Source organism: Algoriphagus hitonicola (genome assembly GCF_900113375.1).
Lineage (GTDB): Bacteria > Bacteroidota > Bacteroidia > Cytophagales > Cyclobacteriaceae > Algoriphagus > Algoriphagus hitonicola.
In genome coordinates, this window is the sequence record NZ_FOPC01000012.1 from 35,627 (window position 1) to 62,181 (window position 26,555).

General features: G+C 42.4%; 27 protein-coding genes. 12 read left to right on the forward strand and 15 right to left on the reverse strand.

Annotation, left to right across the window (positions count from 1 at the left end):
• Nucleotides 1-96: 96 nt before the first annotated feature.
• A complete protein-coding gene (locus tag BM043_RS15360) occupies nucleotides 97-1,296 on the forward strand; it encodes a phosphoglycerate kinase (RefSeq protein ID WP_092793247.1) in 1,200 nt (399 codons plus the stop codon).
• Between the two features lie 183 nt (nucleotides 1,297-1,479).
• Here BM043_RS15360 and tsf read toward each other — a convergent pair whose 3' ends face one another.
• From tsf to BM043_RS15405, 9 genes are all read right to left on the reverse strand, one after another.
• On the reverse strand, nucleotides 1,480-2,310 hold the full coding sequence (tsf, locus tag BM043_RS15365; protein WP_092793249.1) for a translation elongation factor Ts: 831 nt from the start codon (nucleotides 2,308-2,310) through the stop codon (nucleotides 1,480-1,482).
• Nucleotides 2,311-2,462: 152 nt separating this feature from the next.
• A complete protein-coding gene (gene rpsB / locus BM043_RS15370) occupies nucleotides 2,463-3,224 on the reverse strand; it encodes a 30S ribosomal protein S2 (protein WP_092793252.1) in 762 nt (253 codons plus the stop codon).
• A gap of 39 nt (nucleotides 3,225-3,263) precedes the next feature.
• Nucleotides 3,264-3,650 carry a 30S ribosomal protein S9 gene (gene rpsI, locus BM043_RS15375; RefSeq protein ID WP_092793254.1) on the reverse strand — a complete coding sequence of 129 codons (387 nt, stop codon included), beginning with the start codon at nucleotides 3,648-3,650 and terminating at the stop codon, nucleotides 3,264-3,266.
• 12 nt (nucleotides 3,651-3,662) lie between these two features.
• Nucleotides 3,663-4,106, reverse strand: a complete 444-nt coding sequence (rplM, locus tag BM043_RS15380; protein WP_092793256.1) for a 50S ribosomal protein L13 — start codon at nucleotides 4,104-4,106, stop codon at nucleotides 3,663-3,665.
• Nucleotides 4,107-4,273: 167 nt separating this feature from the next.
• Entirely contained in the window at nucleotides 4,274-4,984 is a 711-nt protein-coding gene (locus BM043_RS15385; RefSeq protein ID WP_092793258.1) for an RluA family pseudouridine synthase, read from the reverse strand.
• Nucleotides 4,985-5,088: 104 nt separating this feature from the next.
• Nucleotides 5,089-5,583, reverse strand: a complete 495-nt coding sequence (locus BM043_RS15390) for a hypothetical protein (RefSeq protein ID WP_092793260.1) — start codon at nucleotides 5,581-5,583, stop codon at nucleotides 5,089-5,091.
• Between the two features lie 164 nt (nucleotides 5,584-5,747).
• Nucleotides 5,748-6,827 (reverse strand): sensor histidine kinase, encoded by a 1,080-nt coding sequence (locus BM043_RS15395; RefSeq protein ID WP_092793262.1) that lies wholly within the window; start codon nucleotides 6,825-6,827, stop codon nucleotides 5,748-5,750.
• Nucleotides 6,828-6,829: 2 nt separating this feature from the next.
• The gene (locus tag BM043_RS15400) at nucleotides 6,830-7,522 is read right to left on the reverse strand and encodes a response regulator transcription factor (protein WP_092793400.1); all 693 of its coding nucleotides are present in this window, start codon (nucleotides 7,520-7,522) and stop codon (nucleotides 6,830-6,832) included.
• Nucleotides 7,523-7,672: 150 nt separating this feature from the next.
• On the reverse strand, nucleotides 7,673-8,455 hold the full coding sequence (locus BM043_RS15405; RefSeq protein ID WP_092793265.1) for a DUF3108 domain-containing protein: 783 nt from the start codon (nucleotides 8,453-8,455) through the stop codon (nucleotides 7,673-7,675).
• A 178-nt stretch (nucleotides 8,456-8,633) separates the two neighbouring features.
• Here BM043_RS15405 and recA point away from each other — a divergent pair, with 178 nt between their 5' ends.
• Complete coding sequence (recA, locus tag BM043_RS15410; protein WP_092793268.1) at nucleotides 8,634-9,662, forward strand: recombinase RecA; 1,029 nt, start codon at nucleotides 8,634-8,636, stop codon at nucleotides 9,660-9,662.
• Nucleotides 9,663-9,725: 63 nt separating this feature from the next.
• Here the strand turns inward: recA and BM043_RS15415 are convergent, their stop codons facing one another.
• Nucleotides 9,726-10,973, reverse strand: coding sequence for an ABC transporter permease (locus BM043_RS15415; protein WP_092793271.1), 1,248 nt, complete (start codon nucleotides 10,971-10,973; stop codon nucleotides 9,726-9,728).
• A 125-nt stretch (nucleotides 10,974-11,098) separates the two neighbouring features.
• Here BM043_RS15415 and queA point away from each other — a divergent pair, with 125 nt between their 5' ends.
• The 5 genes from queA to BM043_RS15440 all read left to right on the forward strand — a co-directional run bounded on the left by queA (nucleotide 11,099) and on the right by BM043_RS15440 (nucleotide 15,694).
• A complete protein-coding gene (gene queA / locus BM043_RS15420; RefSeq protein ID WP_092793273.1) occupies nucleotides 11,099-12,148 on the forward strand; it encodes a tRNA preQ1(34) S-adenosylmethionine ribosyltransferase-isomerase QueA in 1,050 nt (349 codons plus the stop codon).
• 113 nt (nucleotides 12,149-12,261) lie between these two features.
• The gene (locus tag BM043_RS15425; protein ID WP_092793275.1) at nucleotides 12,262-12,951 is read left to right on the forward strand and encodes a 2-C-methyl-D-erythritol 4-phosphate cytidylyltransferase; all 690 of its coding nucleotides are present in this window, start codon (nucleotides 12,262-12,264) and stop codon (nucleotides 12,949-12,951) included.
• A gap of 121 nt (nucleotides 12,952-13,072) precedes the next feature.
• The gene (locus BM043_RS15430; protein WP_092793277.1) at nucleotides 13,073-13,906 is read left to right on the forward strand and encodes a LiaF transmembrane domain-containing protein; all 834 of its coding nucleotides are present in this window, start codon (nucleotides 13,073-13,075) and stop codon (nucleotides 13,904-13,906) included.
• 28 nt (nucleotides 13,907-13,934) lie between these two features.
• A complete protein-coding gene (locus tag BM043_RS19730) occupies nucleotides 13,935-14,975 on the forward strand; it encodes a sensor histidine kinase (RefSeq protein WP_245753052.1) in 1,041 nt (346 codons plus the stop codon).
• The gene (locus BM043_RS15440) at nucleotides 14,972-15,694 is read left to right on the forward strand and encodes a LytR/AlgR family response regulator transcription factor (RefSeq protein WP_092793278.1); all 723 of its coding nucleotides are present in this window, start codon (nucleotides 14,972-14,974) and stop codon (nucleotides 15,692-15,694) included. The genes BM043_RS19730 and BM043_RS15440 overlap by 4 nt, the downstream gene beginning before the upstream one ends.
• A gap of 61 nt (nucleotides 15,695-15,755) precedes the next feature.
• On the opposite strand, the gene BM043_RS15445 is transcribed toward BM043_RS15440, so the two are convergent.
• Both BM043_RS15445 and BM043_RS15450 read right to left on the reverse strand, forming a co-directional pair.
• A complete protein-coding gene (locus BM043_RS15445) occupies nucleotides 15,756-15,977 on the reverse strand; it encodes a DUF2795 domain-containing protein (RefSeq protein WP_026952747.1) in 222 nt (73 codons plus the stop codon).
• A gap of 77 nt (nucleotides 15,978-16,054) precedes the next feature.
• Complete coding sequence (locus BM043_RS15450; RefSeq protein ID WP_092793403.1) at nucleotides 16,055-17,302, reverse strand: DUF349 domain-containing protein; 1,248 nt, start codon at nucleotides 17,300-17,302, stop codon at nucleotides 16,055-16,057.
• A 130-nt stretch (nucleotides 17,303-17,432) separates the two neighbouring features.
• Here BM043_RS15450 and ettA point away from each other — a divergent pair, with 130 nt between their 5' ends.
• The 3 genes from ettA to BM043_RS15465 all read left to right on the forward strand — a co-directional run bounded on the left by ettA (nucleotide 17,433) and on the right by BM043_RS15465 (nucleotide 21,533).
• Nucleotides 17,433-19,112, forward strand: a complete 1,680-nt coding sequence (ettA, locus tag BM043_RS15455) for an energy-dependent translational throttle protein EttA (RefSeq protein ID WP_092793280.1) — start codon at nucleotides 17,433-17,435, stop codon at nucleotides 19,110-19,112.
• 285 nt (nucleotides 19,113-19,397) lie between these two features.
• Nucleotides 19,398-20,591: a 6-bladed beta-propeller gene (locus BM043_RS15460; RefSeq protein ID WP_092793281.1), complete on the forward strand. Its 1,194-nt coding sequence runs from the start codon at nucleotides 19,398-19,400 to the stop codon at nucleotides 20,589-20,591.
• Between the two features lie 534 nt (nucleotides 20,592-21,125).
• Nucleotides 21,126-21,533 carry a hypothetical protein gene (locus tag BM043_RS15465; RefSeq protein ID WP_092793283.1) on the forward strand — a complete coding sequence of 136 codons (408 nt, stop codon included), beginning with the start codon at nucleotides 21,126-21,128 and terminating at the stop codon, nucleotides 21,531-21,533.
• A 245-nt stretch (nucleotides 21,534-21,778) separates the two neighbouring features.
• Here the strand turns inward: BM043_RS15465 and BM043_RS15470 are convergent, their stop codons facing one another.
• Nucleotides 21,779-23,011 carry a metallophosphoesterase gene (locus tag BM043_RS15470; RefSeq protein WP_245753053.1) on the reverse strand — a complete coding sequence of 411 codons (1,233 nt, stop codon included), beginning with the start codon at nucleotides 23,009-23,011 and terminating at the stop codon, nucleotides 21,779-21,781.
• A 237-nt stretch (nucleotides 23,012-23,248) separates the two neighbouring features.
• Here BM043_RS15470 and BM043_RS15475 point away from each other — a divergent pair, with 237 nt between their 5' ends.
• Nucleotides 23,249-24,559: a pyridoxal phosphate-dependent aminotransferase gene (locus BM043_RS15475; RefSeq protein WP_092793288.1), complete on the forward strand. Its 1,311-nt coding sequence runs from the start codon at nucleotides 23,249-23,251 to the stop codon at nucleotides 24,557-24,559.
• Between the two features lie 67 nt (nucleotides 24,560-24,626).
• Here BM043_RS15475 and BM043_RS15480 read toward each other — a convergent pair whose 3' ends face one another.
• Both BM043_RS15480 and BM043_RS15485 read right to left on the reverse strand, forming a co-directional pair.
• Nucleotides 24,627-24,998: a four helix bundle protein gene (locus BM043_RS15480; protein ID WP_092793291.1), complete on the reverse strand. Its 372-nt coding sequence runs from the start codon at nucleotides 24,996-24,998 to the stop codon at nucleotides 24,627-24,629.
• 66 nt (nucleotides 24,999-25,064) lie between these two features.
• Nucleotides 25,065-26,000: a zinc dependent phospholipase C family protein gene (locus tag BM043_RS15485; RefSeq protein WP_245753054.1), complete on the reverse strand. Its 936-nt coding sequence runs from the start codon at nucleotides 25,998-26,000 to the stop codon at nucleotides 25,065-25,067.
• A 211-nt stretch (nucleotides 26,001-26,211) separates the two neighbouring features.
• Here BM043_RS15485 and rpsT point away from each other — a divergent pair, with 211 nt between their 5' ends.
• Nucleotides 26,212-26,466, forward strand: coding sequence for a 30S ribosomal protein S20 (rpsT, locus tag BM043_RS15490; protein WP_092793405.1), 255 nt, complete (start codon nucleotides 26,212-26,214; stop codon nucleotides 26,464-26,466).
• Nucleotides 26,467-26,555 lie beyond the last annotated feature (89 nt).

Below are 26,555 nucleotides of genomic sequence, written 5' to 3' on the forward strand. Positions count from 1 at the left end.
TTAAATGGCCGGTAAAGACGGCTGATTTTTGACCAAATTTTTAATAACTTGAAGTCTGATAAGTAGAAAAACCGAAATTTATATAAAACCTATTTTATGAATCCTAGAATCAAAAACGTTGACAATTTGAGTTTTAAAGGGATGAAAGCCCTGATCCGGGTTGATTTTAATGTGCCTCTTGACGATCATTTTCATGTCACCGACGATACCCGAATTGAAGCTGCCCTTCCCACGATTAATAAAATTCTGAATGATGGGGGAGCGGTCATCTTGATGTCTCACCTGGGAAGACCAAAGTCAGGCCCAGAGGATAAATTTTCCCTGAAACATATCGTGCTGACTTTGGAGAAAGCCCTGGGAAAATCGGTCAAATTTGCCCCTGATTGTATTGGAAGTGAAGCAAAGAACTTGGCTGAAGGCTTAAAGGCAGGAGAGGTTTTGCTTCTTGAGAACCTTCGTTTTTACAAAGAAGAGGAAAAAGGAGATGCGGATTTTGCCAAAAAACTAGCAAGCCTTGGGGATATTTATGTCAATGATGCTTTTGGAACAGCGCACCGAGCACATGCTTCCACAGCGGTAATAGCCCAATATTTTGACATTAAAGTTTGTGGATATCTGATGCTGTCTGAGTTAAAAAATGCGGACAAAGTTTTGGGTAATCCTGAGCGGCCTTACACGGCAATTATGGGTGGCGCTAAGATTTCGGATAAAATTCTGATTATCGAACGGCTTCTGGACAAAGTGGATAATCTCATTATTGGAGGAGGAATGTCTTATACCTTTGCCAAAGCGCAAGGCGGCAGTATCGGAGATTCGTTGTTGGAGCCGGATAAGTTGGACTTTGTCTTGCAGCTGATGGAAAAGGCAAAAACCAAAGGTGTAAACTTGATTCTTCCCGTGGATACGGTGATTTCCAAAGCCTTTGCCAATGATGCAGAGCAAGGTTTGGCGAAAAAAGGAGAAATTCCTGATGGCTGGATGGGCTTGGATATCGGACCTGACACCAGAAAGATTTTTGCAGAAACAGTGCTTAAGTCTAAAACTATCCTTTGGAATGGTCCCATGGGTGTCTTCGAAATGGAGTCCTTTGATAAGGGAACCAAAGCCATTGCTGAGGCCGTCGCTGAGGCTACCCGAAACGGGGCTTACTCACTGATCGGTGGTGGAGATTCCGCTGCTGCGGTCAATAAGTTTGGCTATGGAGATCAGGTTTCTTTCGTATCTACCGGTGGAGGAGCCTTGCTGGAGCATATGGAGGGCAAGGTTTTGCCGGGAGTAGCGGCATTGGAGCCCTAAGGAAGAGTCAAGATACAAGATAATAGAGAATAGAAAATTGCTCTCAAATCCTTTCTGTTTATGAAAAGGAAAAAATAAGAAAAAGGTCGCTGGAAACAGTGGCCTTTTTCTTTGTGCTGATCCAAAGAAAAACCCTTCTAGATTTCTCCAGAAGGGTTTTTGGTATCCATTAGATCAGGAAAATTACCCGATAGAAACGCGTTTGAACGCAGAAACGGTCATTCCTTTGCTTACGCTGTCAAGGTACTGAGCGATGGTCTTGCTATTGTCTTTGACAAATTGCTGGCTGAGCAAGGTATTTTCCTTGTAGAACTTGTTCAATTTACCCAAGGCAATTTTTTCCAACATTTCTTCTGGCTTTCCTTCTGCTCTAGCCTGCTCTTTTCCTACTTCGATTTCTCTTTCTACCGTAGAAGCATCCACACCGTCTTTGTCTACAGCTACCGGATTCATCGCTGCGATTTGCATGGCGACATCTTTACCTGCTTCTTCTACATCAGCACCGCTAGTGTTGGTCAATCCTACCAAAACACCCAATTTGCCATTGGAGTGAATGTATGGAACGACGGCTTCAGCGATGACGATTTCATAGTGGGAGATTTCGATTTTCTCACCGATTTTACCGGTCATTTCGATGATTTTCTCTGCTACTGTAATGCTTTCGAAAGGCAAGGCAACAATTTCTTCAATAGAAGACGCGCCTTTTTCCACTGCCAAATCGAGAAGAGTATTGGCGAAAGCACCGAATTCCTCATTTTTAGCAACGAAATCAGTTTCGCAAGTCAAGGAAAGTAGTGTTCCTTTGGCGCCATTTTCAGTCACCTTGGTCACGACAGCACCTTCTTTGGTTTCTCTGTCTGCTCTGGAAGCGGAGACTTTCTGACCTTTCTTACGAAGGATATCGACTGCTTTTTCGAAGTCGCCTTCTGCTTCGGTCAATGCTTTTTTACAATCCATCATTCCTGCACCGGTCATTTGGCGCAGCTTGTTTACTTCTTGTGCAGTAATTGCCATTTTATGAGCTGTTTTTTTGAATTAAACGATTCTGTGTGTTAGGTACGGAGAGTTTAAAAAAACCATCCGAAAGTAGATAAAACAAAAAATTGAACATCGACCGGAGCCTGATGTTCAATTTTATTATATATCAAATCTAGGAGTGATGTGACTTATTCTTTGGTGTCAGCATCTACGGCTCTCTTTGCTTCTTCCTCTTCAGAAAGTTTAGCGTCATCTTTGTCCTTCTTGCGCTCAGAAAGACCTTCTTCGATGGCTACTCCGAAAGCTTTTACTAATAAGTTAACTGATTTGAATGCATCATCATTGGCTGGGATAGGGAAATCCACCTCGTTCGGGTTGGAGTTTGTATCGACCAATGCGAAAACAGGGATACCAAGCTTTTGTGCTTCGGCGATCGCGATGTGTTCTCTTTTGATGTCCACCACAAAAAGGGCCGCAGGAAGTCTGCTTAGGTCAGCGATACCGCCGAGAACAGATTCCATTTTCTCCTTTTGACGTGTGATCATCAGTCGTTCTTTCTTCGCCATATTCTTGTAGGCGTCTTCCTTCATCATTTTTTCGAGGGAGGACATCTTTTTCAAGGATTTGCGGATCGTAGCGAAGTTAGTCAACATCCCACCTAACCATCTTTCGGTTACGTATGGCATGTTAAGACGACGAGCTTCATCAGCTACCAAGTCTTTAGCTTGTTTCTTAGTAGCGACAAACATCACTTTTTTGCCGGAGCGTACGATTTGCTTCACTGCAGCGGATGCTTCGTCGAGGCAGGCAAGCGTTTTATTAAGGTCGATAATGTGGATACCGTTTTTCTCCATAAAAATATATGGAGACATACGGGGATCCCACTTTCTCGTCAAGTGTCCGAAGTGAACACCAGCATCCAGTAAGTCTTTGTATTCGATTTTTGACATGAATAAAATTGTTTTCTATTGATGGAAGAATAGATCCGATTAACGCTTGGAGAACTGGAACTTTCTTCTTGCTTTTCTACGTCCTGGCTTCTTACGCTCGACCATTCTCGGGTCACGAGTTAAGAATCCTTCTTTTTTCAAAGGACCTCTGTGCTCTTCGTTGAAATCACACAAAGCTCTGGAGATCGCCATACGGGCAGCCTCAGCTTGTCCTTTGATTCCGCCACCGTCCACATTGATTTGGATGTCGTAGTTACCGTCCTCACCGACTAGGGCAAGAGGTTGCTTCACGACGATCTGATGCAGATCAAATGGGAAGTACACGTTCAGTTCCTGATTGTTTACGGTGATATTACCTTTTCCCGGAGCCATGTAAATACGGGCTACGGAGGTTTTTCTTCTACCGATTTTGTTGATCATTTCCATGAATTCAGTCGATTAAAGAGTGATGGTTTTGGGCTGCTGTGCTGCATGAGGATGCTCAGATCCTTCATATACGTACAGATTTCCGTACAATTTTCTTCCTAATCTGTTTTTAGGAAGCATGCCTCTGACAGCTTTTTCAATCAAAATAGTTGAAGACTTCTGCTTCAATAATTTTGGAGTTGAAATTCGCTGACCACCTGGGTAACCGGTGTGACGCACATAAACTTTGGCATCCCACTTATCACCGGTCAATCTGACCTTGTCTGAGTTGATTACGATGACATTGTCTCCGCAATCCACGTGTGGGGTAAAGCTAGGCTTATTTTTTCCCCTTAAGATTTTTGCTACCTCACTGGCCAACCGACCCAAAACTGCAGCTTGGGCATCCACAATCACCCATTGCTTCTCTACAGTCGAGTTGTTAGCCGATACGGTCTTATAGCTTAAAGTATCCACTGTGTAACTGTTTAATTTTTAGCTTGTTAAATATGTTCGACCCCCAAAAAGGGACACAAAGATAGAAGTATTTTATTTTCTATGCAAAATATTTCCAAGACTACTTCCTAATTTTCATTGGATTAGCCTTAAAACGCCAAATTTCTAGTTGTCTTTTTCGATGAAAATCAGGCTGTTTTCTCCAACTGTTGGATCAAAACCTGAAAATCCTTGGGATAGGGTGCCTGTACGGTGATTTCTTTTCCGTCCAGACCTTCAAACCCGATCGAAAAGGCATGCAAAGAAACCCGCTGCATAATGGGTAATTCTTCTGTCTCTTTTTTCAAATTGAAGCGACGCTTGAGTGAAGAAAGATAGAGCGGTTTCCCACCGTAAAGTTCGTCCCCGCATATCGGTGACTGAAGGTAGGCCAAGTGTATTCGGATCTGATGTAATCTTCCCGTAATGGGTCTGCACTCGATCAGCGAATGTGCCCGGTAGGTTTTGATGGTGTGAAACACCGTCTGGGCGGGCTTGCCTTCTTTGCCAACTTTGGCGACTCCTTTGGCCGATGCGATGAGATTGCGGTCTACGAGCTGCTTATCGTATTCCCGAATTCCATCGACGACAGCATGGTAGACTTTGTTCACTTTTCGGTTTTCAAACTGCATCGCCAAGTGCCGGTAAGCGATGGGATTCTTGGCAATCACCAGACAGCCGGAGGTCTCCTTATCCAAGCGATGACACAGCTGGGCATCTGCTGTGTGCATTTTGGCAAGGTCCAGGATGTTCTGCGCCTCATGTCTATCGTCTAAGCTCGACAGGTAAGGCGGCTTGTTGATTACCAGGTAATCCTTGTTTTCAAACAGAATAAGTTTCTGAAAATCTACTTTCTTCATGGATTCTCCCGTGTCTCTTCAACGAGCTTGCAAAGGTAGGGAAAGGAAAGGTCAAAAAAAATCCTTCCGGCGGGAAGGATTTAGTAAGAATTCTTTCAGGAGGATTATTGCCGTTGTTTGATGATTGTAAATTCCCTTCGCGACAGTGCAGGTATGTTGCTGTGTTTTAACTCTCCTTGATGATAGACCTTACGAACCGACATTTTATTATATTTCTCGTCATAGTCGATTTCCGAGTAAAGGGTGTCTGCCTCTAATTCATTCCACTGGATTACCTTAACTTCGGATTCTATAATTAATTTCATTCGATGCTGCTTTTCATCCAGTTCTGGAGGATCGATCCGAAAGTTTCGACGCATATTGGTTAGGCCACCATTGTAGAATTCTTCGAGTTGACCCTCTCGCTCATAGAAAATTTTGATGACATTCGCCTTGTAGGATTTTGCTTGGGTTTGATCCAATAAATCAACGCCCTGTTCATCCAGAACTTTGATGAATACTCGATTATCATCTATAGGGTAATGGGGTAAATTCTCTTCTTTGCAAGAAATGATAAACCCTGCAAAAATGATTAGGAAAACAAGTATTAGCTTTTTCATTAGTCTGAAAAGTTTGGTTATTAAAACTAATAAAAAGGTTCTAAAAAAAACACTTCGGTGAATTTAATTGACTCTAAACTAGGGATTAGCCAATTATAATAGGGTAATTGATTCAAACAAGCTCCGCTTAACTTCAAAAAAGCCAAGAGTTCAAACTAACTTTTTTAAGCAGGCTGTTCTGCTTTGGTAGTCTGATCCAGCTCCTTCTCTTTCGCTAAAGGCAAAGAAAAGCTAAAAATTGACCCTTTGCCCACAGTAGAACTGACAGAAATCTTACTTTTGTGGCCTTCCAGAATATGCTTCACGATGGCCAAGCCGAGCCCGGTTCCTCCTTCTTTTTTGTTTCGGCTTTTTTCTACCCGGTAAAACCTTTCAAAAATCCGCTTCAAGTCTTCTGGAGGAATTCCCTGCCCATCGTCTTTGATATCCACTTGGATATGATTTTTATGCGCTTTGAGGGAGATTTTGACTTCTCCCTCGTCGTGGTTGTATTTGACTGCGTTGAAAATCAGATTTTGACAAACTCGATAGATTTTTTGCCGGTCGGCATGGGTCAAGTAGTTTTTATCCGGTTCGTATTTGAAGTCAATATGAACATGACGCTTGCTCGCTTTATGCTCAAGTTCTTCGATGACTTCCTCGATGACTTCCTTCAGGTCAAAATCTTTGAAAACAAACTTGATCACCCCACTTTCCATCTGATTCAGGGTCAGCAGGTCCTGGACAAGATTGTCGAGCGAATCCAGGCTTTTGGCTGCACGCTTGAGAAATTTCATCCGCACCTGCTTATCATCAATCGCTCCATCAAGTAGCGTATGGATGTAACCCTGTGTAGCAAAAATGGGGGTTTTCAATTCATGCGAAATATCGGCGATAAACTCCCTTCGGAATTCGGCGTTTTTCTGAAGTGCATCGATTTCCTTTTGTCGGGCTAGGGCATAGGAATTAATCACGGCATTGATTCTCCGAAGGGGAGAGATGGAGCTTTTACCACTTTTTTCAGGGATTTGAGAGAGCTCTTTCTTTTGGATTTTTTCCAACAATGAATAGATATTGGCAATCTCCCTGAAGACCAAAAACTCCAGGGTAATATTGATTAATAAGTAAGAGGCAGAAAATGCCAGTCCGGATGCCACAAAAATCAACACCGCCGTGGAATCATCCATCAAGGACAAAAAAGCACCCACTAAGGCCGAAATAGCCAAAGCCAATATCAATGAAATACCACGGGAACTTACAAGCATTTTTAGGAGCCCAACTCGAATTTATATCCTACACCTTTTACTGTAGTGATGTAGTCATCTCCGATTTTTTCCCGGACTTTGCGGATGTGTACATCGACTGTGCGGGCGAGTACAAAGACATCCGAACCCCAGATATTCTGAAGAAGCTCATCTCTACTGAATACCATATTAGGGTTTTTGGCGAGGAAATACAATAATTCAAACTCCTTCTTGGGCAGTGTGATGGTTTTGCCGGATTTTTCGATGGTGTAGCTGCCCCGATCGATGATCAAGTCCCGGATTTTGATCTGGGATTGCTCTTGTTCTTTTTTGGATTCCCTGCGGAAAAGCGCTGCGATCCTACTCATCAAAGCCCGGGGTTTGATTGGCTTGGTGATGTAGTCATCAGCACCCACGTCAAAAGCGGCTACTTCGGAGTATTCTTCCATTCGGGCAGTCAGAAAAATAATAAAGGTGTTTTTCAACTCTGGAATCTGCCGAAGCTGAAGACAGGTTTCCACTCCGTCCTGATTGGGCATCATGATATCCAAAAGGATGACATCAGGTAGAAATTTGGAAGCGGTCTTGACCCCCTTGATTCCGTCTTCTGCGGTGGCTACATCGTATCCCTCTTTTTGCAGGTTGTATTTAAGAATTTCAACGATATCCGGTTCGTCATCTACGACCAGAACTTTGATTTTCTGTTTTTCGCCCATTTGGATTGTTCTTGTTTGCTGGATAAAATTAAACAATATTCTAGCATACCCACCAAACAATTTGTCATCACTTAGGGTTTGATTTTGCTTTTGAAGGAAGGCCAATTGAAAAAGTGAGTAAATATTACCCGAAAATTACCCGAATGTTTCCTAATTATACCGTAATCCCTTAGCGGAGATAATGTCAAAATTAAGCGAACCTAAAAACAGGTTTGCTTTGATTTTAACAGGAATTTTGTTCTGATCCTGTGTGACCCACACTTTTACCGGGTATTCTCCGCGGAAGAGTTTGTTTTTGGGAACTTGGGGAGAAAAGATAAAGGTGTCCTTCTCGCCGAGCTCCGTTTTGATGCGTTCGGTCCCTTCAAAGATTAACTTTATGTTATATATTTCTTTATCAAAGAAACCTTTGATCGTGACGTAATCTCCAGCCTTAATATCTCGAAGATCCAAACTGCGCAGATAATAAAATCCACTGACCAAATCCTGCACCTGTCCCGGTAAGTCAAACTCTTTGACTTCTGTCAACACCTTATTTTCCCGGTCAAAAAGCTGCATTTTGGCTTTTCGATTTTTCTGATCAAAGAAGACTTTTTCATGCTTTCGGTATTTGCCTTCCTCAATGTGACGATAGGAGATTTTAGGCAGCCGAGTATCACCGTCCCAATAGGTTCCCCAGTTGTCATTGACCCTGCCAAAAAGTGCCGCCGCACCTTTGGTCTGTCCATACACGTCGATTTTGTAATGCGGTTTTTGGTCGTGGATATGGGGTTGATTGCTGACTTGCATTTTGGCATCCGCGAGATTGATCCAGCCATAACTCACTTCAAAATTCAGCTCCTCTCCAAATGTAAAAGGAACGGTCGGTGCTTGCTGAGTCAAGCCCAAAGTTGGTAAAAGAAAGAAGAGAAGGAGTAATCTAAACTGAATCATGATTTTTTTTGACAATACCTGACAAAAAGAAGTTATTTTTATAGGTAATACGAAAAAACGTGCCGAATAGTGACGAAAAGTACGAATTTGGTATCCGAATTCAAAAGTAAGCCAGTTTTGGCAAATGGATTCTCTTCTTGTAAATTCATTGTTTTCATTCTTTTAAAATCCTAAATAAATGAGTAATAACGCAGAAAAATTAAAAGCGCTTCAACTGACCATCGATAAGTTGGAAAAAACCTACGGTAAAGGTACCGTGATGAAGCTTAGTGATAATAAAGTGCAAGACGTTCCCGCCATTTCTACGGGTTCTCTAGGTTTGGATATGGCCTTGGGAATAGGGGGAATTCCCCGCGGACGGGTCATTGAGATCTATGGTCCGGAATCTTCCGGTAAGACGACCTTGACCATGCATTGCATTGCCGAGGCGCAGAAGGCAGGAGGTTTGGCAGCCTTCATCGATGCCGAGCATGCATTTGATAAAAGCTATGCCGAAAAACTGGGAATCGATATCGAAAACCTGTTGATCTCACAGCCGGACAATGGGGAGCAAGCGCTGGAAATCGCTGAGCATTTGATCCGATCAGGAGCGATAGACATTATTGTGATTGACTCCGTGGCGGCATTGGTACCCAAAGGCGAGCTCGAAGGAGAAATGGGGGACAGCAAAATGGGACTTCAGGCCCGATTGATGTCCCAGGCTTTGCGAAAGCTCACCGGCGCAATCAACAAAACCGGGTGCTCTTGCATCTTTATCAATCAGCTTCGGGAAAAAATCGGGGTGATGTTTGGTAATCCAGAAACCACTACGGGCGGTAATGCCCTGAAATTCTACGCTTCCGTGCGATTGGACATCCGAAGAATCGGTCAAATCAAAGAAAGTGCGGATAATATTCTTGGCAACCGTACCCGAGTCAAAGTGGTCAAAAATAAAGTAGCACCTCCATTTAAAGTGGTTGAATTTGACATCATGTACGGACAGGGAATCTCCAAAGTCGGCGAAATCATTGATTTGGGAGTGGAGTTTGACATCATCAAAAAAGCCGGATCCTGGTTCTCTTACAATGGAGAGAAGCTCGGTCAGGGCCGGGATGCGGTAAAGAATCTACTGCTGGATAATCCGGAATTGATGGACGAATTGGAGCTTAAAATCAAATCGGCATCTGGACTTTTGCCTAAAGTTGGAAAAGATGCGGTTGAAGAATAAAGACCAACAGGAGATAAAAAAAGGGAAGCTTCGGCCTCCCTTTTTTATTTCTAAAGAACTGGATTAGGTGGTACGAATTGCTTCTACGGGATCCATCCGTGCAGCAAGTGTGGCCGGGACTATTCCAGACACTACGCCAATGATGGAAGATACTCCGAGGCCAAGAATGATGTTTTGGAATGAAAGGATCAAATCCAAACTTCCTAGCTGAATGAAACTCAGGAAATACACGAGAATGATTCCTGTGCCCCCACCTATCAGGCTAAGGCAAACCGCCTCAAACAGAAACTGAAAAAGGATAAAGTAATTTTTTGCCCCGAGGGACTTTTGGATGCCGATAATGTTGGTTCGCTCCCGCACCGAAACAAACATAATATTAGCAATGCCAAATCCTCCCACCAAAATGGAAAAGCCTCCAATCACCCAGCCTGCAGAAGAAATCACGTCAAATATCGATCCGATGGTATTTTGGATAAACTCAGTTTTGTTTAGAGAAAAATTATCTTCCTCCGTGGGTTTCAGTCCTCTTTTTGCGCGGAGCAAGCCAATCATTTCATTTTCTAAAGCCACCAAGCCAATGTCATCTTCCATTCCTTTGACAGCTATATTGGGCTCAACTCCATTTCTACCTGTAAAGTAGAGTTTATTGAAGGCTCCGTATGGAATCAAACAGGCTTCATCCTTTGAGGGTAGGTCAAAGAGGCCTTCGCCCTCTTCCTCCAACACCCCAACGACGATGAATTTCAAGCCTCGGATTTTTATTTCTTCGCCAATGATCGACTGATTGGGATAGAGCGTGTTTGCAATTTTTTTACCGATTATCGCCAGATTTCTGGCACCTCCCACTTCCACTTCTGTGAAATACCGGCCTTCCTCCAAGGCTACATCATAAACATCCTGATAGGTGTAGGCTATTCCGGAAAGTTGCGTACCCTCGTAGGCATTGCTACCAGCCTGCATGGTAGTGCGAGCAGATGCCGAAATGGTCACTCCCTCGGCGTTTTGAAGATTTTCTTCTAAAAACCGGTATTCCGAAACCGTGGCATAGGGACGTCTGATAAATTCCCACCAAGGTCTGTTTTGGGGGGGTCCATCAAAAGGAAAACGGTCGATGCGAATCACGTTAGTCCCGAGAAAAGAGAAGGAGGATTTGATGTTGTTTTCTAACGAATCGACGAGCGTAAATACCGCAATAATGGCAAAAATCCCTACAGTCACCCCCAATAAGGACAAAATCGTCCGGGTAAGATTGGATTTCAATGCACTAAAGGCAAATAGAAAACTTTCCCAGGTAAGTCGGAAAAAAAGCATGCTTTGAATAGTTGGTTAAAACAATTTGTCAAGTTACGTGAAATTGGAGATTATTGTTATTATCTTTGCATTTTTTAGAGTTATTCTAAAAGATTTAATCAAGCGTAGATATCTAAAGCTTATATATGAAATTATCTGATTTCAAATTTGACGTCCCCAAGAAGTTAATTGCCCTTTATCCCACAGACAACCGAGACGAGTCGAGGCTGATGGTGGTTCATCGTAAAACCGGGGAAATCGAGCACAAAACTTTCAAGGACATTATCGAATATTTCGGAGAAGGAGATGTTTTCGTAACCAACGATACCAAGGTTTTTCCGGCCAGACTGTATGGAAATAAGGAAAAAACAGGTGCTGAAATCGAAGTTTTTTTATTAAGAGAATTGAATCCTGAGCTTCGGCTTTGGGATGTATTGGTAGATCCAGCTCGTAAAATCCGGGTTGGGAACAAGCTTTATTTTGGAGATTCGGATTTGGTAGCTGAGGTGATTGATAATACGACCTCGCGAGGAAGAACAATCCGCTTCTTATTTGATGGCACGGAAGAGGAATTTCACAAGACCATCGATACTTTAGGTGAGACTCCACTTCTCAAGGAAATCATCGAACGAAAAATTGAGCCGGAAGATCGCGAGCGATACCAGACGGTATTTGCTAAAAATGTGGGTGCTGTAGCTGCTCCAACGGCAGGTTTGCACTTCACTCCTCATCTATTGAAGCGCCTGGAATTGCAGGGTGTGGAAGTAACTCCGATTACGCTTCACGTGGGATTGGGGACTTTTAGACAAGTGGACGTAGAAGACCTGACCAAGCATAAAATGGATTCTGAGAATTATAACATTCCGGATGCTACCGTAAAATTGGTCAATGAAGCCTTGGATCATAAAAAGCGAGTCGTAGCTGTCGGAACTACTGTGTTAAAAACCGTGGAATCATCAGTGACTGCAAGCAATCATCTGAAAGCTTCCAGTGGATGGACAGATAAGTTTATCATTCCACCTTACGAGTTCAAAATCGCCAATGCGCTGATCACCAATTTCCATTTGCCAGAGTCAACTCTTTTGATGACCGCTTCTGCTTTTGGAGGATATGATTTGATTATGAAAGCTTATAAAGAGGCCATCAAAGAAAAATACCGCTTCTTCTCCTATGGAGATGCGATGTTGATTTTATAAAAAGATTCAGAAAGCTCCCAACCGGGAGCTTTTTTTTCGACTTCATTTTTTAGTGATTCTGGAGTAACAGCCCATTTGATTACAATAAACTAAATTGCTTGAAATTTAGAAGCATGAAAAAAGCCGCCGTACTCGTCGCAGGAGGAAAAGGAACCCGAATGGGTGGGTCTATTTCAAAACAATATTTGCCAATCGCAGGCAAACCGGTATTGATGCATACGCTGGAGGTATTTTATCGAGTGGACCCAAGCATAGAACTGATTGTTGTTTTGCCTGAGTCGGACTTTGAGCTTTGGGAAGAATTAGTAAAGAATCATCAATTTACTGTTCCCCATCATCGTGTGGCAGGAGGAAACTCCCGGTTTCAGTCTGTACGAAATGGATTGAAAAGTATTTCTTTTGATGAAGGCTTGGTGGCCATCCACGATGCAGTTAGGCCTTTTGTCAAAGAAGAAGTGGTTGCCGCGAGTTTTGAAGAGGCTGCTCGCTCGGGGAGTGCGATAGCAGTAGTAGCCTTAAAAGATTCCATCCGTAAACTCACCGATGACGGCAAATCATTTTTTCAGGAACGGCAGTATTTCCGACTGGTTCAGACACCGCAGACCTTTCAGTTGGCAAAAATTCGCAAAGCCTTCCAGGTTACCGAATTGCCACAATTTACCGATGATGCCACAGTCTATGAGCATCAGGGCTGGCAGGTAAGTCTTATCCCCGGCAATCCCGAAAATATCAAACTGACCACACCCGAGGATATGGTTTATGCTGATTTTTTGATCAATCTCTCTAAAACACCCAAGATATAACAGTTTGGGCTTTACCGACTTTTTTGCAGCATTTACCGACTTTTTCTCGCTTTAGACGAAGACCATGCGGTCATTTTTGGCAGTAGACCTACTTTTGGATATCATTTAAACCAAAAAGCAAATGGCAAATTATTCTAATCCTAAATCCAATAATGAAAGCGGGCTCATATTCGGATTTATCATCTTAGGAGTAGGTATCCTGATTCTACTACGCAAACTGGGGATTTTCTTTCCCGGCTGGATTCTTTCCTGGCCCATGATTCTTATTGCTATCGGTACCATCGTTTTGATTAAACATCAATTTCAATCTTTCTTTGGAGCAGTCATGCTTGGCTTTGGGTTTTATTTTCTAGCAGAGCGGGAGTTTGGTTTTGACCTTGGCTTGGAGCAATATATCCTACCGATTGGTCTGATTCTTTTGGGGATCTATTTGATTACCCAAAAACAAAAAGAAAATAGGGTGATGGATGACGTGATGTCTAAAATGCAACAAAAATCTTTCAAAAGTTCTTCTTCTTCCTTCGCCTCTACCGAACATTCGGGTGATACGATAGAGACAGAACCAACCCTCGGAAGCAGTAAATCCGGAATAGGAGGCACTTCTGGGATTTCGTATTCGGACAAAGCGAATATCGATGCGATATTGAGTGGAGTAAATAAGCGGATTTTATCCAAAAACTTTCAAGGCGGGAAACTTACTGCCGCCTTTGGAGGAATAGATTTGGACCTGTCTCAGGCAGACCTACAGGGAGTTCAAACCATGCAGGTGGATGTGATTTTTGGTGGAATGAAACTGATTGTGCCTCCTCACTGGGATGTGCGTACCGAGGTGACCAATATTGCTGCCGGGGTAGAGGACAAGCGAATTTACCGTCAGTCAGAAGTCGATACGGATAAGGTATTGGTCTTGAGAGGAACGATTTTATTCGGAGGTTTGGAAATCAAATCATTTTAACGACCTTTTCTTTTAAAAAATCAGCGATTTGTTTTCCAAGGCATTCTCTACTCCATCACGCGCTAATTGGGTGATTCAAGGAGCCGGTTTGATCTGGCTTCTGGTCACCGCCTCGATTCTGAATTATTATGGATTGAGTTTGGCTCTAGCTTTTACGGATGCCTTGGTTTACGCCCTTGCTTTTTTAGGCGGTGTCGTTGTGCTTGATCGTATTTTTAGCTTTTACATTCCCAAGGGGGCAAATACTTGGCTGCTTTTAATTTTACCTTTGATTTTGAGTTTGATCGGGACATTGCTTCATCGATATGTGGGGGCATGGATTTTTGAGGAAGATGATTTATATCGAAAATTGCTCGGGGATCATTTTTACCTGCGGTGGGCTATTCTCGCCATAATGGAGGCAATGGTCACGTTGCTTGCCATCGTGGTTTCCAAGCTGGAGCAGCAGGAGGCTAGTCAAAAGCGTGAGTTGCATATCATGGAGCTATCCAAAGAGGCCGAGTTGACTCAATTGCGGCAGCAGCTCCAGCCTCATTTTCTTTTCAATAGTTTGAATTCAATCAATGCGCTGGTGGTTTCCGAATCCAAAAAAGCCAGAGAAATGGTTTTGCAGCTATCTGATTTTTTGAGAGGAACAATCCGAAAAGATCATCAAACCTGGATTAGTTTGGAGGAGGAATTGGCCTATTTAAAATTATATCTGGAGATCGAAAAAGTCCGATTCGGCCATCGATTGCAGGTTGAATTTGAGGTTTCTGAGGAAGCTTCTCAAATGCAATTGCCTCAACTCTTGATTCAGCCCCTTTTGGAAAATGCGATTAAACACGGACTCTATGGCATCACCGGAGAGGTAAATATCCTTATCAAAGCAGCCAAAAAGCAAAATTATTTAATTATCATGATCGAAAATCCTTACGATCCAGAAACTCCCGCACAGGATGGGACCGGTTTTGGACTTTCCTCTGTAGAGAGAAGGCTGTATTTACTTTTTGGAAGAAATGATTTATTGACTAAGGAAGCAAAAAATTCCACTTTTAGTATTGAGTTAAAAATCCCACAACTGAAATGATCCGTACCTTAATTATCGACGATGAACCTTTGGCTGCGAGTGTAGTCAGGGAATTTTTATCCGAATATGCCCAGTTTGAGCTGATGGAGCAATGCTCAGACGGGTTTGAAGGGCTAAAAGCCATACAGAAACATCAACCGGATTTGATTTTTTTGGATGTGCAGATGCCAAAAATCACCGGTTTTGAAATGCTCGAGCTACTCGATGAGGCTCCTGCGGTAATTTTCACCACGGCATTTGATCAATATGCCCTTAAAGCCTTTGATACCAAAGCCATTGATTATCTGTTAAAACCATTTTCTCAGGAGCGATTTAATCAAGCCATCCAAAAGTTTCTAGCCACTCAAGGAGCTCCCCGTCCGACTTCGGGACTTCAGGAAATGGCCGAGAAAAGCAATCGACTGGTCGTTCGGGTCAAAAATGAGATCAAAATCATAGCGGTCTCAGAAGTATTGTATTTCGAAGGGGCGGATGATTACATTGCCATCTACACGGAGAAAGGTAAATTTTTGAAAAAAATGACCATGAAATCATTGGAGGAAGCCTTGGCACCGGATCGCTTTGCGCGGATCCATCGATCTTACATGCTCAATGTCAATGCGGTCACACGGATCGAACCCTACGAGAAAGATAGTTACTTGGTTTTTCTGAAAAACGGGGAAAAGCTGCCCGTAAGCAAAACCGGTTATGGGAGATTGAGACAGGTGTTAGGCGTATGAGAAAAATTAGGATTAACCAAATAAAACGAAAAAAGCCCCGAAAATATCCGGGGCTTTGGTATTAATATTCGTCCTCGTTGAAGAAGAAGTCATCTTTGGTCGGGTAATCCGGCCAAATCTCTTCGATGGTCTCATAAGGTTCTCCATCATCTTCCAATTCTTGAAGATTTTCTACTACTTCTAGCGGAGCGCCAGATCGGATGGCATAGTCAATCAGCTCATCCTTGGTGGCTGGCCAGGGAGCGTCCTCTAAATAGGAAGCTAGTTCAAGTGTCCAGTACATAGTGTTTGTTTTAAGTAGTTCCGGATTTTTAAGGTTGCAAAATTATCCTTTTTTTTAGATATGTAATCGTGTACTGATTATTTAAAAGAAAGTTGCTTCAAAATGTAATTTTTTACGTCAACTTTCCGCTTCAGTGCCGATAGTTTTTTCTTCATCATGATCTCAAAATCGCTGCTCCTGACTTGAAAATTGTCTGTATTATTTTGAGCAGTCTCATATTCTGTCTGATCCCGGTGAAGGAGGTCTTTGAGTAAAGCGACTTTGATCTGATTTTGTTCCGTTTCGGGTTTTTGATCAAAGTCCGGGTATTTTCCATGAAGGAGTTTTTCCAGAAATGCCTTCTCAAAAACGATGTCAGAAAAGAACTGAAAAGATCTGGCCAATAAATTTGAGTCTTTGGGTTTTCGGGGAGGAAGCTTTCGCCATTCTTGCTGGATTTCCTTTGCCCGGCCGATCAGTTCGTAGCTGGTGGGCTGTCCTGCTAGTTTTTTGATTTCCTCGGTTAAGCTTTCGACCTGTTTCATTACTTCGCGAGGATGCATTTGAGGCCCAGGATTCAAAGCCCTGCGATAGCGGGAAAAGATCCGGTTGTTCAGCTTCGAAAATTCATCCCAAAGCGGCTGTCGCTTCTCGGCGGGAACTTTACCGGCTGATTTCCATTCTTTTTGGATTTTTTTGCTGATTTCGAAAGCCATTTTGGCATCAGGAAGATCATGTGCCTCTCGAGCTTGCTCGACGAGCGCTTCATAGACTTTGATGTTTTCCTCTGCCTGCAAAGCCAATCCCTCAAAGAAATGTCTTCTGTTTTCGAAGAAGTGCTGCACGTGGTCATTAAACTCCTGCTCTATTTCTTCTTCGATTTCTTTATCCACCGGACCGGTTTTGATCCAGCGCATTTTCAGATCTTTGTAAAATTCGGTGGTCGCTTTCCAGTCGGTATCATCCCGCATGGATTCTGCTTCTTGGATAAGGACTTTTTTTACCTCAAGATTTTTAGCTCGATTGGCTTGGATGATTTCATTTAGGTAGACTTCCTGCTGATTGAGTTCATCGATTAGGGGAATAAAATCACCCAGGGCATCAGATTCATACAGGGAGTCCCGTAGGTGAATCAGTTTCATCAAGAAGGAACCCTTGTTTTGATTTTCCGCAATATCGGATTTGAGTTTTTCGACTTTCTCTTTGATTTGCTCAAAACGACCTTCAAAATAGGCAATCGTAGAGGCCTCATCCTCTTTTACTTCGCCGATCTCCCTGTCCGCCTTTCCCAGAAATCCTTTTAAATATACTTTGTTGTCTTTAATGTATCCGTAGGGATGCTCCATTGCGCTACAGTAGGTTAGGTGGTCGTTCTCAATTTTCCGCAAATTAATTAATTCAAAAGCACTTATCCTAAGAAAGAGCTTTTTTTGCATCTTTGCTGTTTAACGCAAATTTTCAAGAAAAATTCAACTCATGAGTGCAGAAAAAATCATCTTTTCCATGGCGGGTGTTTCCAAGATCTATCCACCACAGAAAAAAGTCCTGAAAGATATCTACCTCTCATTTTTTTACGGTGCCAAAATCGGCGTTCTCGGCCTCAATGGCTCAGGTAAATCCTCCCTTCTTCGCATTATTGCCGGGGTGGATAAGGAATATCAGGGAGAAGTCGTGTTTTCGCCCGGCTATACCGTAGGGATGCTGGAGCAGGAACCCATACTCGATCCTACCAAAACAGTAAAAGAAGTAGTCGAAGAGGCAGTGGCAGATACCGTCAATTTATTGAAGGAGTTTGAGGAAATCAATGAGAAATTTATGGATCCGGCCCTGATGGAGGATCCGGATGCGATGGATAAATTGATCACGCGTCAAGGAGAGGTACAGGAGAAACTCGATGCTGCCAATGCCTGGGAGCTTGATGTCATGCTGGACAAGGCCATGGATGCGCTGCGTCTTCCTCCGGCTGAGGCCAATGTCGCCAACCTATCCGGTGGAGAAAAGAGACGCGTGGCTCTTTGCCGGCTTTTGCTTCAAGAACCGGATGTCCTGTTGCTTGACGAACCTACCAACCACCTCGATGCAGAATCGGTGCATTGGCTGGAGCAACATCTGAAAAACTATAAAGGAACTGTCATCGCTGTGACGCACGACCGATATTTCCTCGATAATGTAGCAGGATGGATTCTCGAACTCGATCGTGGCGAGGGAATTCCCTGGAAAGGAAATTATTCTTCTTGGCTAGACCAAAAGCAACAGCGTCTCAAGCAAGAGGAAAAAACCGAATCCAAGCGTCAAAAAACGCTAGAGCGGGAACTTGAATGGATCCGAATGTCGCCCAAAGCTCGTCAATCCAAAGGGAAAGCCCGTCTCAATGCTTATGATAAACTGGTCGGTGAGGAAGCAAAAGAGAAAGAAGCCAAGCTGGAATTATTTATCCCGCCGGGACCGAGATTGGGCTCTAAAGTCATCGAGGCAAATCATGTATCCAAGGCTTTTGGAGATAAACTGTTGTTTGAAGACCTTAGCTTTTCACTGCCTCAGGGAGGTATTGTAGGGATCATTGGTCCAAACGGTGCAGGAAAATCTACACTTTTCAAATTGATCACGGGACAGGAAAAAGCCGATTCCGGGAATTTCGAAGTAGGGGAAACCGTAAAGCTAGCCTATGTCGATCAGGAGCATGATTCACTAGATCCAAATAAAACGGTGTATCAGCTGATTTCCGAAGGGAATGAGCTGATGAAGCTGGGAAATAAGGAGGTTAATTCTCGTGCTTATGTATCCAAGTTCAACTTTGCAGGCTCTGATCAGGAGAAAAAAGTTGGGGTGCTGTCTGGTGGGGAGCGAAACCGCGTTCACTTGGCCATTACCCTCAAGGAAGGCGGAAACTTACTTCTTCTTGATGAACCGACCAACGATCTTGATGTGAATACACTTCGGGCTTTAGAGGAAGCTTTAGAAAACTTCGGAGGCTGTGCGGTGATTATTTCCCACGACCGGTGGTTTTTGGATCGGATTTGTACCCATATTTTGGCTTTCGAGGGAGATTCTCAGGTGTATTGGTTTGAGGGTAACTTCTCCGACTACGAAGAGAATAAGAAAAAGCGCCTCGGTGATGTGACGCCGAAGCGGATTCGGTATAAGAACCTGAAATAAGTGCGCAGCTGCAATTGGCAAAAAGTCAGAAGTCTGAAACCAAACCCCTTGAAGAGAAATCTTCGAGGGGTTTTTTAAGGTTTTAAAAGTTAAATAATTAAAAACCAGTCATTTAAAATCATTTTTATTCTAAAGCATGATGCCGTGTTGTGAATATTCAGTGGGTTTATTTGCCTTAAATTCGAAATAGCCTGACTATCGGTTAACTTACTTTAACTTTGAACTAGAAATAGAGACTGAGATAGTACAATTGTCTTTAGTACCTTTTCCAAAAATGAAAGAAAAATGAGGGGGTTTTTACTTTTCATAGTCTTCTTAGTAACTGGTTTTGCTTGCCAATCCAATTCTGAGAAAACTGGTGATATCCAAGTCAAAGAAATTTTTATCGATTTAGATCAACCTGTAAATTTCAAAGCCAGTCAGTTTTTTGACACCTGTTTTATTGTCCCTTTAGATAATCGGGAATTGATCGGGGAGGTAAGTGAGCTTTTTTTAGATGAAAATCATATGTTGATAACAGATAAAAGGAGTACCCAGAAGATTTATCTTTACGATTGGGAAGGAAGCCTAATTCAATTTTTGGGTACTGAGGGAGAAGGACCCGGGGAATATAAATTCCAGCGAAATATTCAACTTTTGTCAAAAGACGAATTTGTGTTGTATAGCAGTGCGACAAATAAACTGGTTTATCAGAAATTTTCAGAGCAACTGGGGCAAGATTTGAATTTGGATACCTTGGGGCCATTAAAAGATTTTAAGCTGTTGAATGGCAACTACTATTTTGCCAGAGAAAATGAATCAAAAACCACCAATCAGATTTTGGTTTTTGATTCGGATTTTGAGCTTTTAGAAGAAATTAAGTTGGATGAAAAATTCCTCTCTCAGGACCAATCTAAATATGGGATGGGAAAGGAAAATTACTTTTTTCCGAAATGGGATGGTAAAGGGTTTTATTTTTCTGATGTAGAAAATCCACATTTCTTGGATTTTGAAAATGATCTACTGAAGACCATTTATCGAGTTCGACTTTCTGAGCGAGAAATAGACTATTCGAAAATAAGTACTGGCTCTGACCAGGGTAGACTAAACCTGGCCCGAAGTCAAAATCTAACTTACTTTGCTAATGCAGTTCAGGTTCATCCTGATTTTCTATTTATAGGGTATGGTGATGGACCTATTTCAAAAATGGCCATTTGGGATAAGAAGTCGGATATCGCATATCCGGTTGAAAAAATAGAAAACGACTTTGCGGTCTTGCCAAATATCAATTCAATAGGGATGAGTGCGGGTCTTACTGCTCAACCAGGATTTTATATATTCATGTTGGAGGCACCAATGTTAATTGATGTTTTGGAAAGAATCGATGAAAAAGATAATGTTTATTTAAAAAAACTGAGAGCCCTGAATATCCAAAAAGATGATAATCCGATACTGTTCATTTATCGATTTAAACAAAGTGTTAATTTGAAATGGCCTTAATTTTAGCCCTTTCTCCAATTTCTTCACTTTTCTTTTCTACGGAAATTTAATGTCTATGACCCCACTTTTTTATATTCCCGCTAATATTGATTTTTATGTTTTCTTTCTTTAGATACCTCAAACTAAGATTTTTGGCAAAAAGTGGTCTATCTCTTAATTGGAGTCTGGATCAACGTCATCCTGTTTCCTCTTTAGTTAAATAATCAATAGAGTAGATTTAGCTATTGATCGGGAACTCACAATTTTCCTCCCAATTAAATTTTATAAGATGTTGCTTTTTAAAAGCTTGTTTGAGAAATTGTTAAAAAATGATTTCAGCCGATGAGTCAGCGAAGATTTAGATTTCACATAGCCATGATTCTGATAGCTTTGGTCATCGGAGGCCTTTCCTAATGGCAAAGTGGCGTGTGGATGGAAGGGAGAAATCATGTTCCTAATTTTACTGCGATTGCAATGGTTTTTCTGGTTTTCTCGCAGGGAATAGCGCTTCGAATTGGGTTGAAGGAGAAAAAGTAATGATTTGAATTTTAAAATATGAGATACCTTTCAATCGTGATTTTGATTGGACTTTTTTCCTTCGGCCAAAAGGCAGAGCGGGATCCTAGATTGATAGGACAGTGGATTACTTTATATTCTACCAATGGTACAGGTGAAATCCAAAGAGATATGCTCTTTGGTAAAAACTATGTAGAAACGTTCACAAAAAGTGGCAAGTACATTTTAGATCCTCAATTTTTGAGGGATGATATGAAAAGTCGTGGTATCAATGAGCCTTTGGATTATGCTTCTATTCCTACGTTTTCCTGGAAAACTGAAAATAACGAAGTTTTAATAATAGACTCTGGACAAGGTAGCCAGAAAATCCGATATGGCTTCTCCGGTGATACTTTGCTTAAAGGCTACCCAAATGGGCATATTCGATATTTATTGAAGCGAAAATGAGTCAAAAACCATACAAATACCTGAATGCTTTCATTTTCCACTGCCCACATGGGTTTTGGGAGTAGTTATTGCATGGGGAGCAATTGCTTTTTTTATGGAAGTGATACGAAATAGAAAGAAATTCAACTAGCTAAATTTTTGAATTTCAATTAATTTAAAAGGCTTGTTTTGGTACTACAAGATATTGTGTAATACTAACACAAGCTTTTTCCTTTTGATGATTATAACATTCGAGGAAATTCGGATTACCCCTTTTTCCTCCTCAACTCCAATACCGTAATCTCCGGCCAAATTCCCACCCGTCCCGGAAAAGCAAGAAATCCAAAACCCCGATTCACATGTAAGAAGCGCCCCATTTCTTCGTAGAGTCCAGCCCATTTGGGATAGCGAAAGGAGGCAGGGCTCCATTTGACCCAGCCCGGTATTTCGATCCCAAACTGCATTCCATGAGTATGTCCACTCAGGGTGAGATGAATAAATTGAGAGAAATTCTTTACCTGCTCATCGAAATGGGAAGGATCGTGACTCATTAAGACTTTAAAGCTTTGGTCCTTTAGGGTGGCAGTGGCTTTACCCAAATCTCCGTATTGCGCAAAGCCTTTCCCCCAGTTTTCTACCCCGATCAGATCAATACGGGCTTGTCTTTTTTGGATTTGGATGCTTTCATTTCGAAGAAGCTTAAAGCCAAGATCTTCGTGAACCTGAAAAAGACGCTGCAGATTGCTCACTTTAGCTTCTTTGCTCGGCCAATCCATGTAGTCTCCGTAGTCATGGTTGCCGAGTACGGAATATTTACCCATGGGAGCTTTTAGCTTATTGAATACTTCAATCCAAGGCTCCATTTCTGCTGCCTGATTGTTGACCAAATCTCCGGTGAAAAGAATGACATCCGAATTTTGCTGATTGATCAAATCCACGCCGTACTCCAGTTTCTTTTTGTTGTCAAAACTCCCTGAGTGAATATCTGAAATCTGGGTGATGGTAAATCCGTCAAACTCCTCTGGGAGTTCGTCGAATTCCAAGCTGTGTTTGACCACTCGGTAGCGGTATTTCCCAATGAGCACTCCGTGTAAAATTCCCAAAAATGGAACTGCCGCAAGAATCAGAGCAGTTTGACTGATCATTTTTCTCCGTTCAGGCAAAAAATCGCCTTCTCTTTCTCCAGCGAAAGATTGAAAAGCCCCAGAAAGCAATCGCAGGATATCTTCTCCAAAAAGGATAGCGAGGATAATCAGTTTTGGGATGAGTGAGAGTATGAGTAGGGAGACCATTCGGCCAAAGCTGAGATTGATCGATCCTCTTTCGAAGGTCAAAAACACATAGCCGACAAAGAAATAGACCAGAATCGAAAAGCCCCAAAAGGCATATTTGACCCAAGGTTGGGAAGCGAGGGCAGTTTTGAAAGCTTGAAAGGAATACCAGTCGATCAGACCAAGGAAAAGGATGAATAAAATTAATCGAATTAGGATGCTGAGCACGTGATAGCGGTTAAGTGGAAAGTTGGTTATTTGGCTGAAATTACCTGAACGGGAAGTAGAAAAGCAAGTTGGAAATATTGAAACGAAATTCTGGATTCTAAAATCTCGAGGAGTAAAATTTTTAAGTTATAGCCTGGGAAATTCTTTAGATGGTGGCTTTTTGGGCTCTTTGTGAATTTTAGTCTGTGTTTTCCTTTTCTTTGTAGCGGAATTTTTTCCCAACCAGCCTATTGACCTATGAGACAGCTACTCCTCAGACCCGGAGCAGAGGAACTTTCCTATGAAATCCGCGGAATCGTAAAAAAAGCCCGACAGATCGAAGCGATTGGCTATTCGATCACCTGGGAAAATATCGGTGATCCCATTCAAAAAAGTAATCAGGTGCCCGATTGGATGAAGGAAATTATTGCCGATCTGCTCAAAGAAGACAAAACCTACGGCTATGCGGATTCCAAAGGCGTACTGGAAACCCGACAATTTTTAGCAGACCTAAATAATGATAAAATCGGGAGTCAAATTACAGCCGAAGACATTTTGTTTTTCAATGGTTTGGGGGATGCCATAGCCAAGCTTTATCAATTCTTGATCCCAACAGCACGGATTATCGGGCCATCGCCTGCTTATTCGACGCACAGTTCGGCCGAGGCTGCCCACGCTAATACCGCCCCAATTACCTATAAACTCGATCCGGATAATCAGTGGCTGCCCGATATGGAGGACCTCTACCTGAAGGTCAAATACAATCCCTCGATTGTCGGGATTTTGATTATCAATCCGGATAACCCAACCGGCATGGTCTATCCGAAGGAAGTTTTGGAAGGCTTTGTCAAAATCGCCGAGGAGTTTAATCTGCTTTTGATTGCAGATGAAATCTATCACAATATCACCTACAATGGAATCGAGGCAGTGGCTTTGGCAGAAGTCATCGGAAGCCGTCCTGCCATTTCGCTTAAAGGGATTTCCAAAGAATTTCCTTGGCCCGGTGCTCGATGCGGCTGGATGGAGTTTCATAATCGGGAGGCGTCTGTAGAATTTTCCAAACTTTGTCAAACCCTCGAAAACGCCAAGATGATCGAGGTTTGCTCGACGATTTTACCTCAATTGGCGATCCCAAAAATCATGAATCATCCCGCTTATCAACCTTATCGGGAAAAAGCGAATGCAGCCATTGGGAAGCGCAGCGATTGGATGCGGGAGATTTTGGGAGATATTGAGGGGATCAAATTTAATCCTACTCAGGGCGCCTTTTACAATACGATTGTCTTTGATGAAAAACTTCTAAGCCCAGATCAATCCCTTCCGATTAGCGATCCGCGTTTGCAAGTCATGCTGGATTCTTGGCTGCTGGATAAAAGTATGCCTTTGGACAAGCGATTTGTGTATTATTTGCTGGCTGCTGAGCAAATCTGCGTGGTTCCGATATCTTCCTTTTGCTCAGATTTGAGAGGCTTCCGAGTGACGCTTTTGGAAGAAAACGAGGAAGTGTTTAAGGACACCTTTGAGCGATTGGGGAAAGCGATTAGGCAATATCTGAAATCAGAAATATAAAGTCAGAATTGAGGAGTAGGCAGTCACAGTTGGCAGTTGGCAGGCTATCTCACCTTGCCGATTTGACTTATATCCTTTTAGAACCAAACTTTTCAGGATTTTCCATCATGTAGTTTAGAAGTTTCCCTATTTCAACGACTTCTTGGTCCAATTCTGAAAAAGTGGATGCATCAATATATTTACAAGCTAATGCGAAATTAAGCCAGACTTGGGTTTCCGTATTTTCCATATCCGAGTCGCTCAATTTGGAAATGAAATGTGCGGGATATCGTCGTTTTCGGTAACTGTCACCAATACAAGAACATACAGATCTGCTCGATCTTCGAATTTGATCCGTTAACGAATAAATTTCTTCCTTTGGAAAGTTTTTACTGATTTCAAAAATCCGCATAGCCAATTTGAATGCTTTTTGATATGCGATTAAATCTCGATAATCCATTTATTCCTTTTTACGTGATGAATTCTTTAATCTCTGCTTACTGTTTACTTCCACTGCCTACTATCGTCAATGATCTCTGACCTTCAAATCCGGGTCGGCGTCCCAGTTTTCCTCGGTTAAAATTGCACCTTCGAGTGTGCTGAGGTCAGGCTGTCCGGCATTGATCCAGGCGGTATACCAAAAGTCCGCGATCATTTTGATGGATTTGCGCATTTGTCGCTGCACCATGTCGTCCAAAGCGGCGGCATACGCTTCTGTAAATTCCCGGGAATAAACTCGGACGGTCAGTCGGTTGCGCTCTTCAAAGCTGTATTTCTGATCTTCGGGAAACTGCGCGGTGAGTTCCTTTTCCACTCGCAAAACCGAATCCACCTGCGCATGGGATTCAGCCACTGCCTGCCAAATCGCTTGCTGTGGACGCTCGATGTATTCTGCTTTTCCCACCCAAAGAGTAAAATCCTCAGCCATCAATTCGGGGACCCTGCTTTCCCAAAATCCATGGATCCCTTCCTGCCCCGTCAGTTGACCGTTGTAATTTTGAGTGGTGTGAAGCGGTACATTTAGATCTCCCAAGTAATGTCCCAAATCCGCCGAAATCCGAAGGATCGCCTCCCCGTTTTTTTTCTCCATCGCTTGGGTGAGGTTCAGGAAATTCAAATAGGCAGACCAAGGCCCAATGCCATGAGCCCGGAGACTATCCTCTCCAAATTTTTCCACGGCATCAAACCAGTATTCCGGTAAAATATGCAGGGCCGAATCCCCGTAAACATCCAAATCAATGTAATGCTTTTCGGCTTCGCCTTTGACCGCATATCTCCTTCGGTCAGGATTGACTGCCTTTTCGGTAATGAATTGAATATGTGGCTTGTAGAATGCAATCAGCTCAGGAGGCAGGGAATACACAGCCATTCGATTGATCAAGCTATGCGCATAAAATCCCCAAGGTGAAGGGATCAAAAACGGGGCAACCCAATAAAAAATCAACAGGCTCAAAAACTTCATATTTGAAGTTATTCAGAATTTTCAACTTTAAAAAGTCGAATTATCTCCTATATTTGCTGCAGATTAGTGCAATTGTAAAAAAAATCACTGATCAAAAATACCTGTGCAGAAAGGAATGTTGTAAATTCCTTTGGCAGAATTAATTATTTACAATAACTTTGCACTCCGATTCGGTATAGGGGAACAAAAAGAACTTTATTTAAATCAAGATATGGCAAATCACAAATCAGCTCTGAAAAGAATTCGTGCCAACGAAGCGAAGCGTTTGAGAAACAGATATCAGGCCAAGACTACCAGAACTTTCATCAAAAGATTGAAGGCAGCTACTGACAAAGTAGAAGCTCAGGAGCTTTACCAGAAAGTATCTTCCTTGCTTGACAAACTTGCGAAGAAAAACGTGATTCATAAAAACAATGCTAGCAACAAAAAGTCTAGATTGGCCAAATTCGTTAACGCCTTGGCGTAATTCCTTTTCGTAAAGAAAAACATTGAAAACCCTGCTAGTCAGGGTTTTTTTTATCCCTGAAAATCAGTATTTTTAGTTTTACATTTTTT

Coding starts and splice junctions, on each gene's coding strand:
- BM043_RS15360 (WP_092793247.1), top strand. CDS start 97: ATGAATCCTAGAATCAAAAACGTTGACAATTTGAGTTTTAAAGGGATG.
- tsf (WP_092793249.1), bottom strand. CDS start 2,310: ATGGCAATTACTGCACAAGAAGTAAACAAGCTGCGCCAAATGACCGGT.
- rpsB (WP_092793252.1), bottom strand. CDS start 3,224: ATGTCAAAAATCGAATACAAAGACTTACTGGATGCTGGTGTTCACTTC.
- rpsI (WP_092793254.1), bottom strand. CDS start 3,650: ATGGAAATGATCAACAAAATCGGTAGAAGAAAAACCTCCGTAGCCCGT.
- BM043_RS15385 (WP_092793258.1), bottom strand. CDS start 4,984: ATGAAGAAAGTAGATTTTCAGAAACTTATTCTGTTTGAAAACAAGGAT.
- BM043_RS15390 (WP_092793260.1), bottom strand. CDS start 5,583: ATGAAAAAGCTAATACTTGTTTTCCTAATCATTTTTGCAGGGTTTATC.
- BM043_RS15395 (WP_092793262.1), bottom strand. CDS start 6,827: ATGCTTGTAAGTTCCCGTGGTATTTCATTGATATTGGCTTTGGCTATT.
- BM043_RS15400 (WP_092793400.1), bottom strand. CDS start 7,522: ATGGGCGAAAAACAGAAAATCAAAGTTCTGGTCGTAGATGACGAACCG.
- BM043_RS15405 (WP_092793265.1), bottom strand. CDS start 8,455: ATGATTCAGTTTAGATTACTCCTTCTCTTCTTTCTTTTACCAACTTTG.
- recA (WP_092793268.1), top strand. CDS start 8,634: ATGAGTAATAACGCAGAAAAATTAAAAGCGCTTCAACTGACCATCGAT.
- BM043_RS15415 (WP_092793271.1), bottom strand. CDS start 10,973: ATGCTTTTTTTCCGACTTACCTGGGAAAGTTTTCTATTTGCCTTTAGT.
- queA (WP_092793273.1), top strand. CDS start 11,099: ATGAAATTATCTGATTTCAAATTTGACGTCCCCAAGAAGTTAATTGCC.
- BM043_RS15425 (WP_092793275.1), top strand. CDS start 12,262: ATGAAAAAAGCCGCCGTACTCGTCGCAGGAGGAAAAGGAACCCGAATG.
- BM043_RS15430 (WP_092793277.1), top strand. CDS start 13,073: ATGGCAAATTATTCTAATCCTAAATCCAATAATGAAAGCGGGCTCATA.
- BM043_RS15440 (WP_092793278.1), top strand. CDS start 14,972: ATGATCCGTACCTTAATTATCGACGATGAACCTTTGGCTGCGAGTGTA.
- BM043_RS15445 (WP_026952747.1), bottom strand. CDS start 15,977: ATGTACTGGACACTTGAACTAGCTTCCTATTTAGAGGACGCTCCCTGG.
- BM043_RS15450 (WP_092793403.1), bottom strand. CDS start 17,302: ATGGAGCATCCCTACGGATACATTAAAGACAACAAAGTATATTTAAAA.
- ettA (WP_092793280.1), top strand. CDS start 17,433: ATGAGTGCAGAAAAAATCATCTTTTCCATGGCGGGTGTTTCCAAGATC.
- BM043_RS15460 (WP_092793281.1), top strand. CDS start 19,398: ATGAGGGGGTTTTTACTTTTCATAGTCTTCTTAGTAACTGGTTTTGCT.
- BM043_RS15465 (WP_092793283.1), top strand. CDS start 21,126: ATGAGATACCTTTCAATCGTGATTTTGATTGGACTTTTTTCCTTCGGC.
- BM043_RS15475 (WP_092793288.1), top strand. CDS start 23,249: ATGAGACAGCTACTCCTCAGACCCGGAGCAGAGGAACTTTCCTATGAA.
- BM043_RS15480 (WP_092793291.1), bottom strand. CDS start 24,998: ATGGATTATCGAGATTTAATCGCATATCAAAAAGCATTCAAATTGGCT.
- BM043_RS15485 (WP_245753054.1), bottom strand. CDS start 26,000: ATGAAGTTTTTGAGCCTGTTGATTTTTTATTGGGTTGCCCCGTTTTTG.
- rpsT (WP_092793405.1), top strand. CDS start 26,212: ATGGCAAATCACAAATCAGCTCTGAAAAGAATTCGTGCCAACGAAGCG.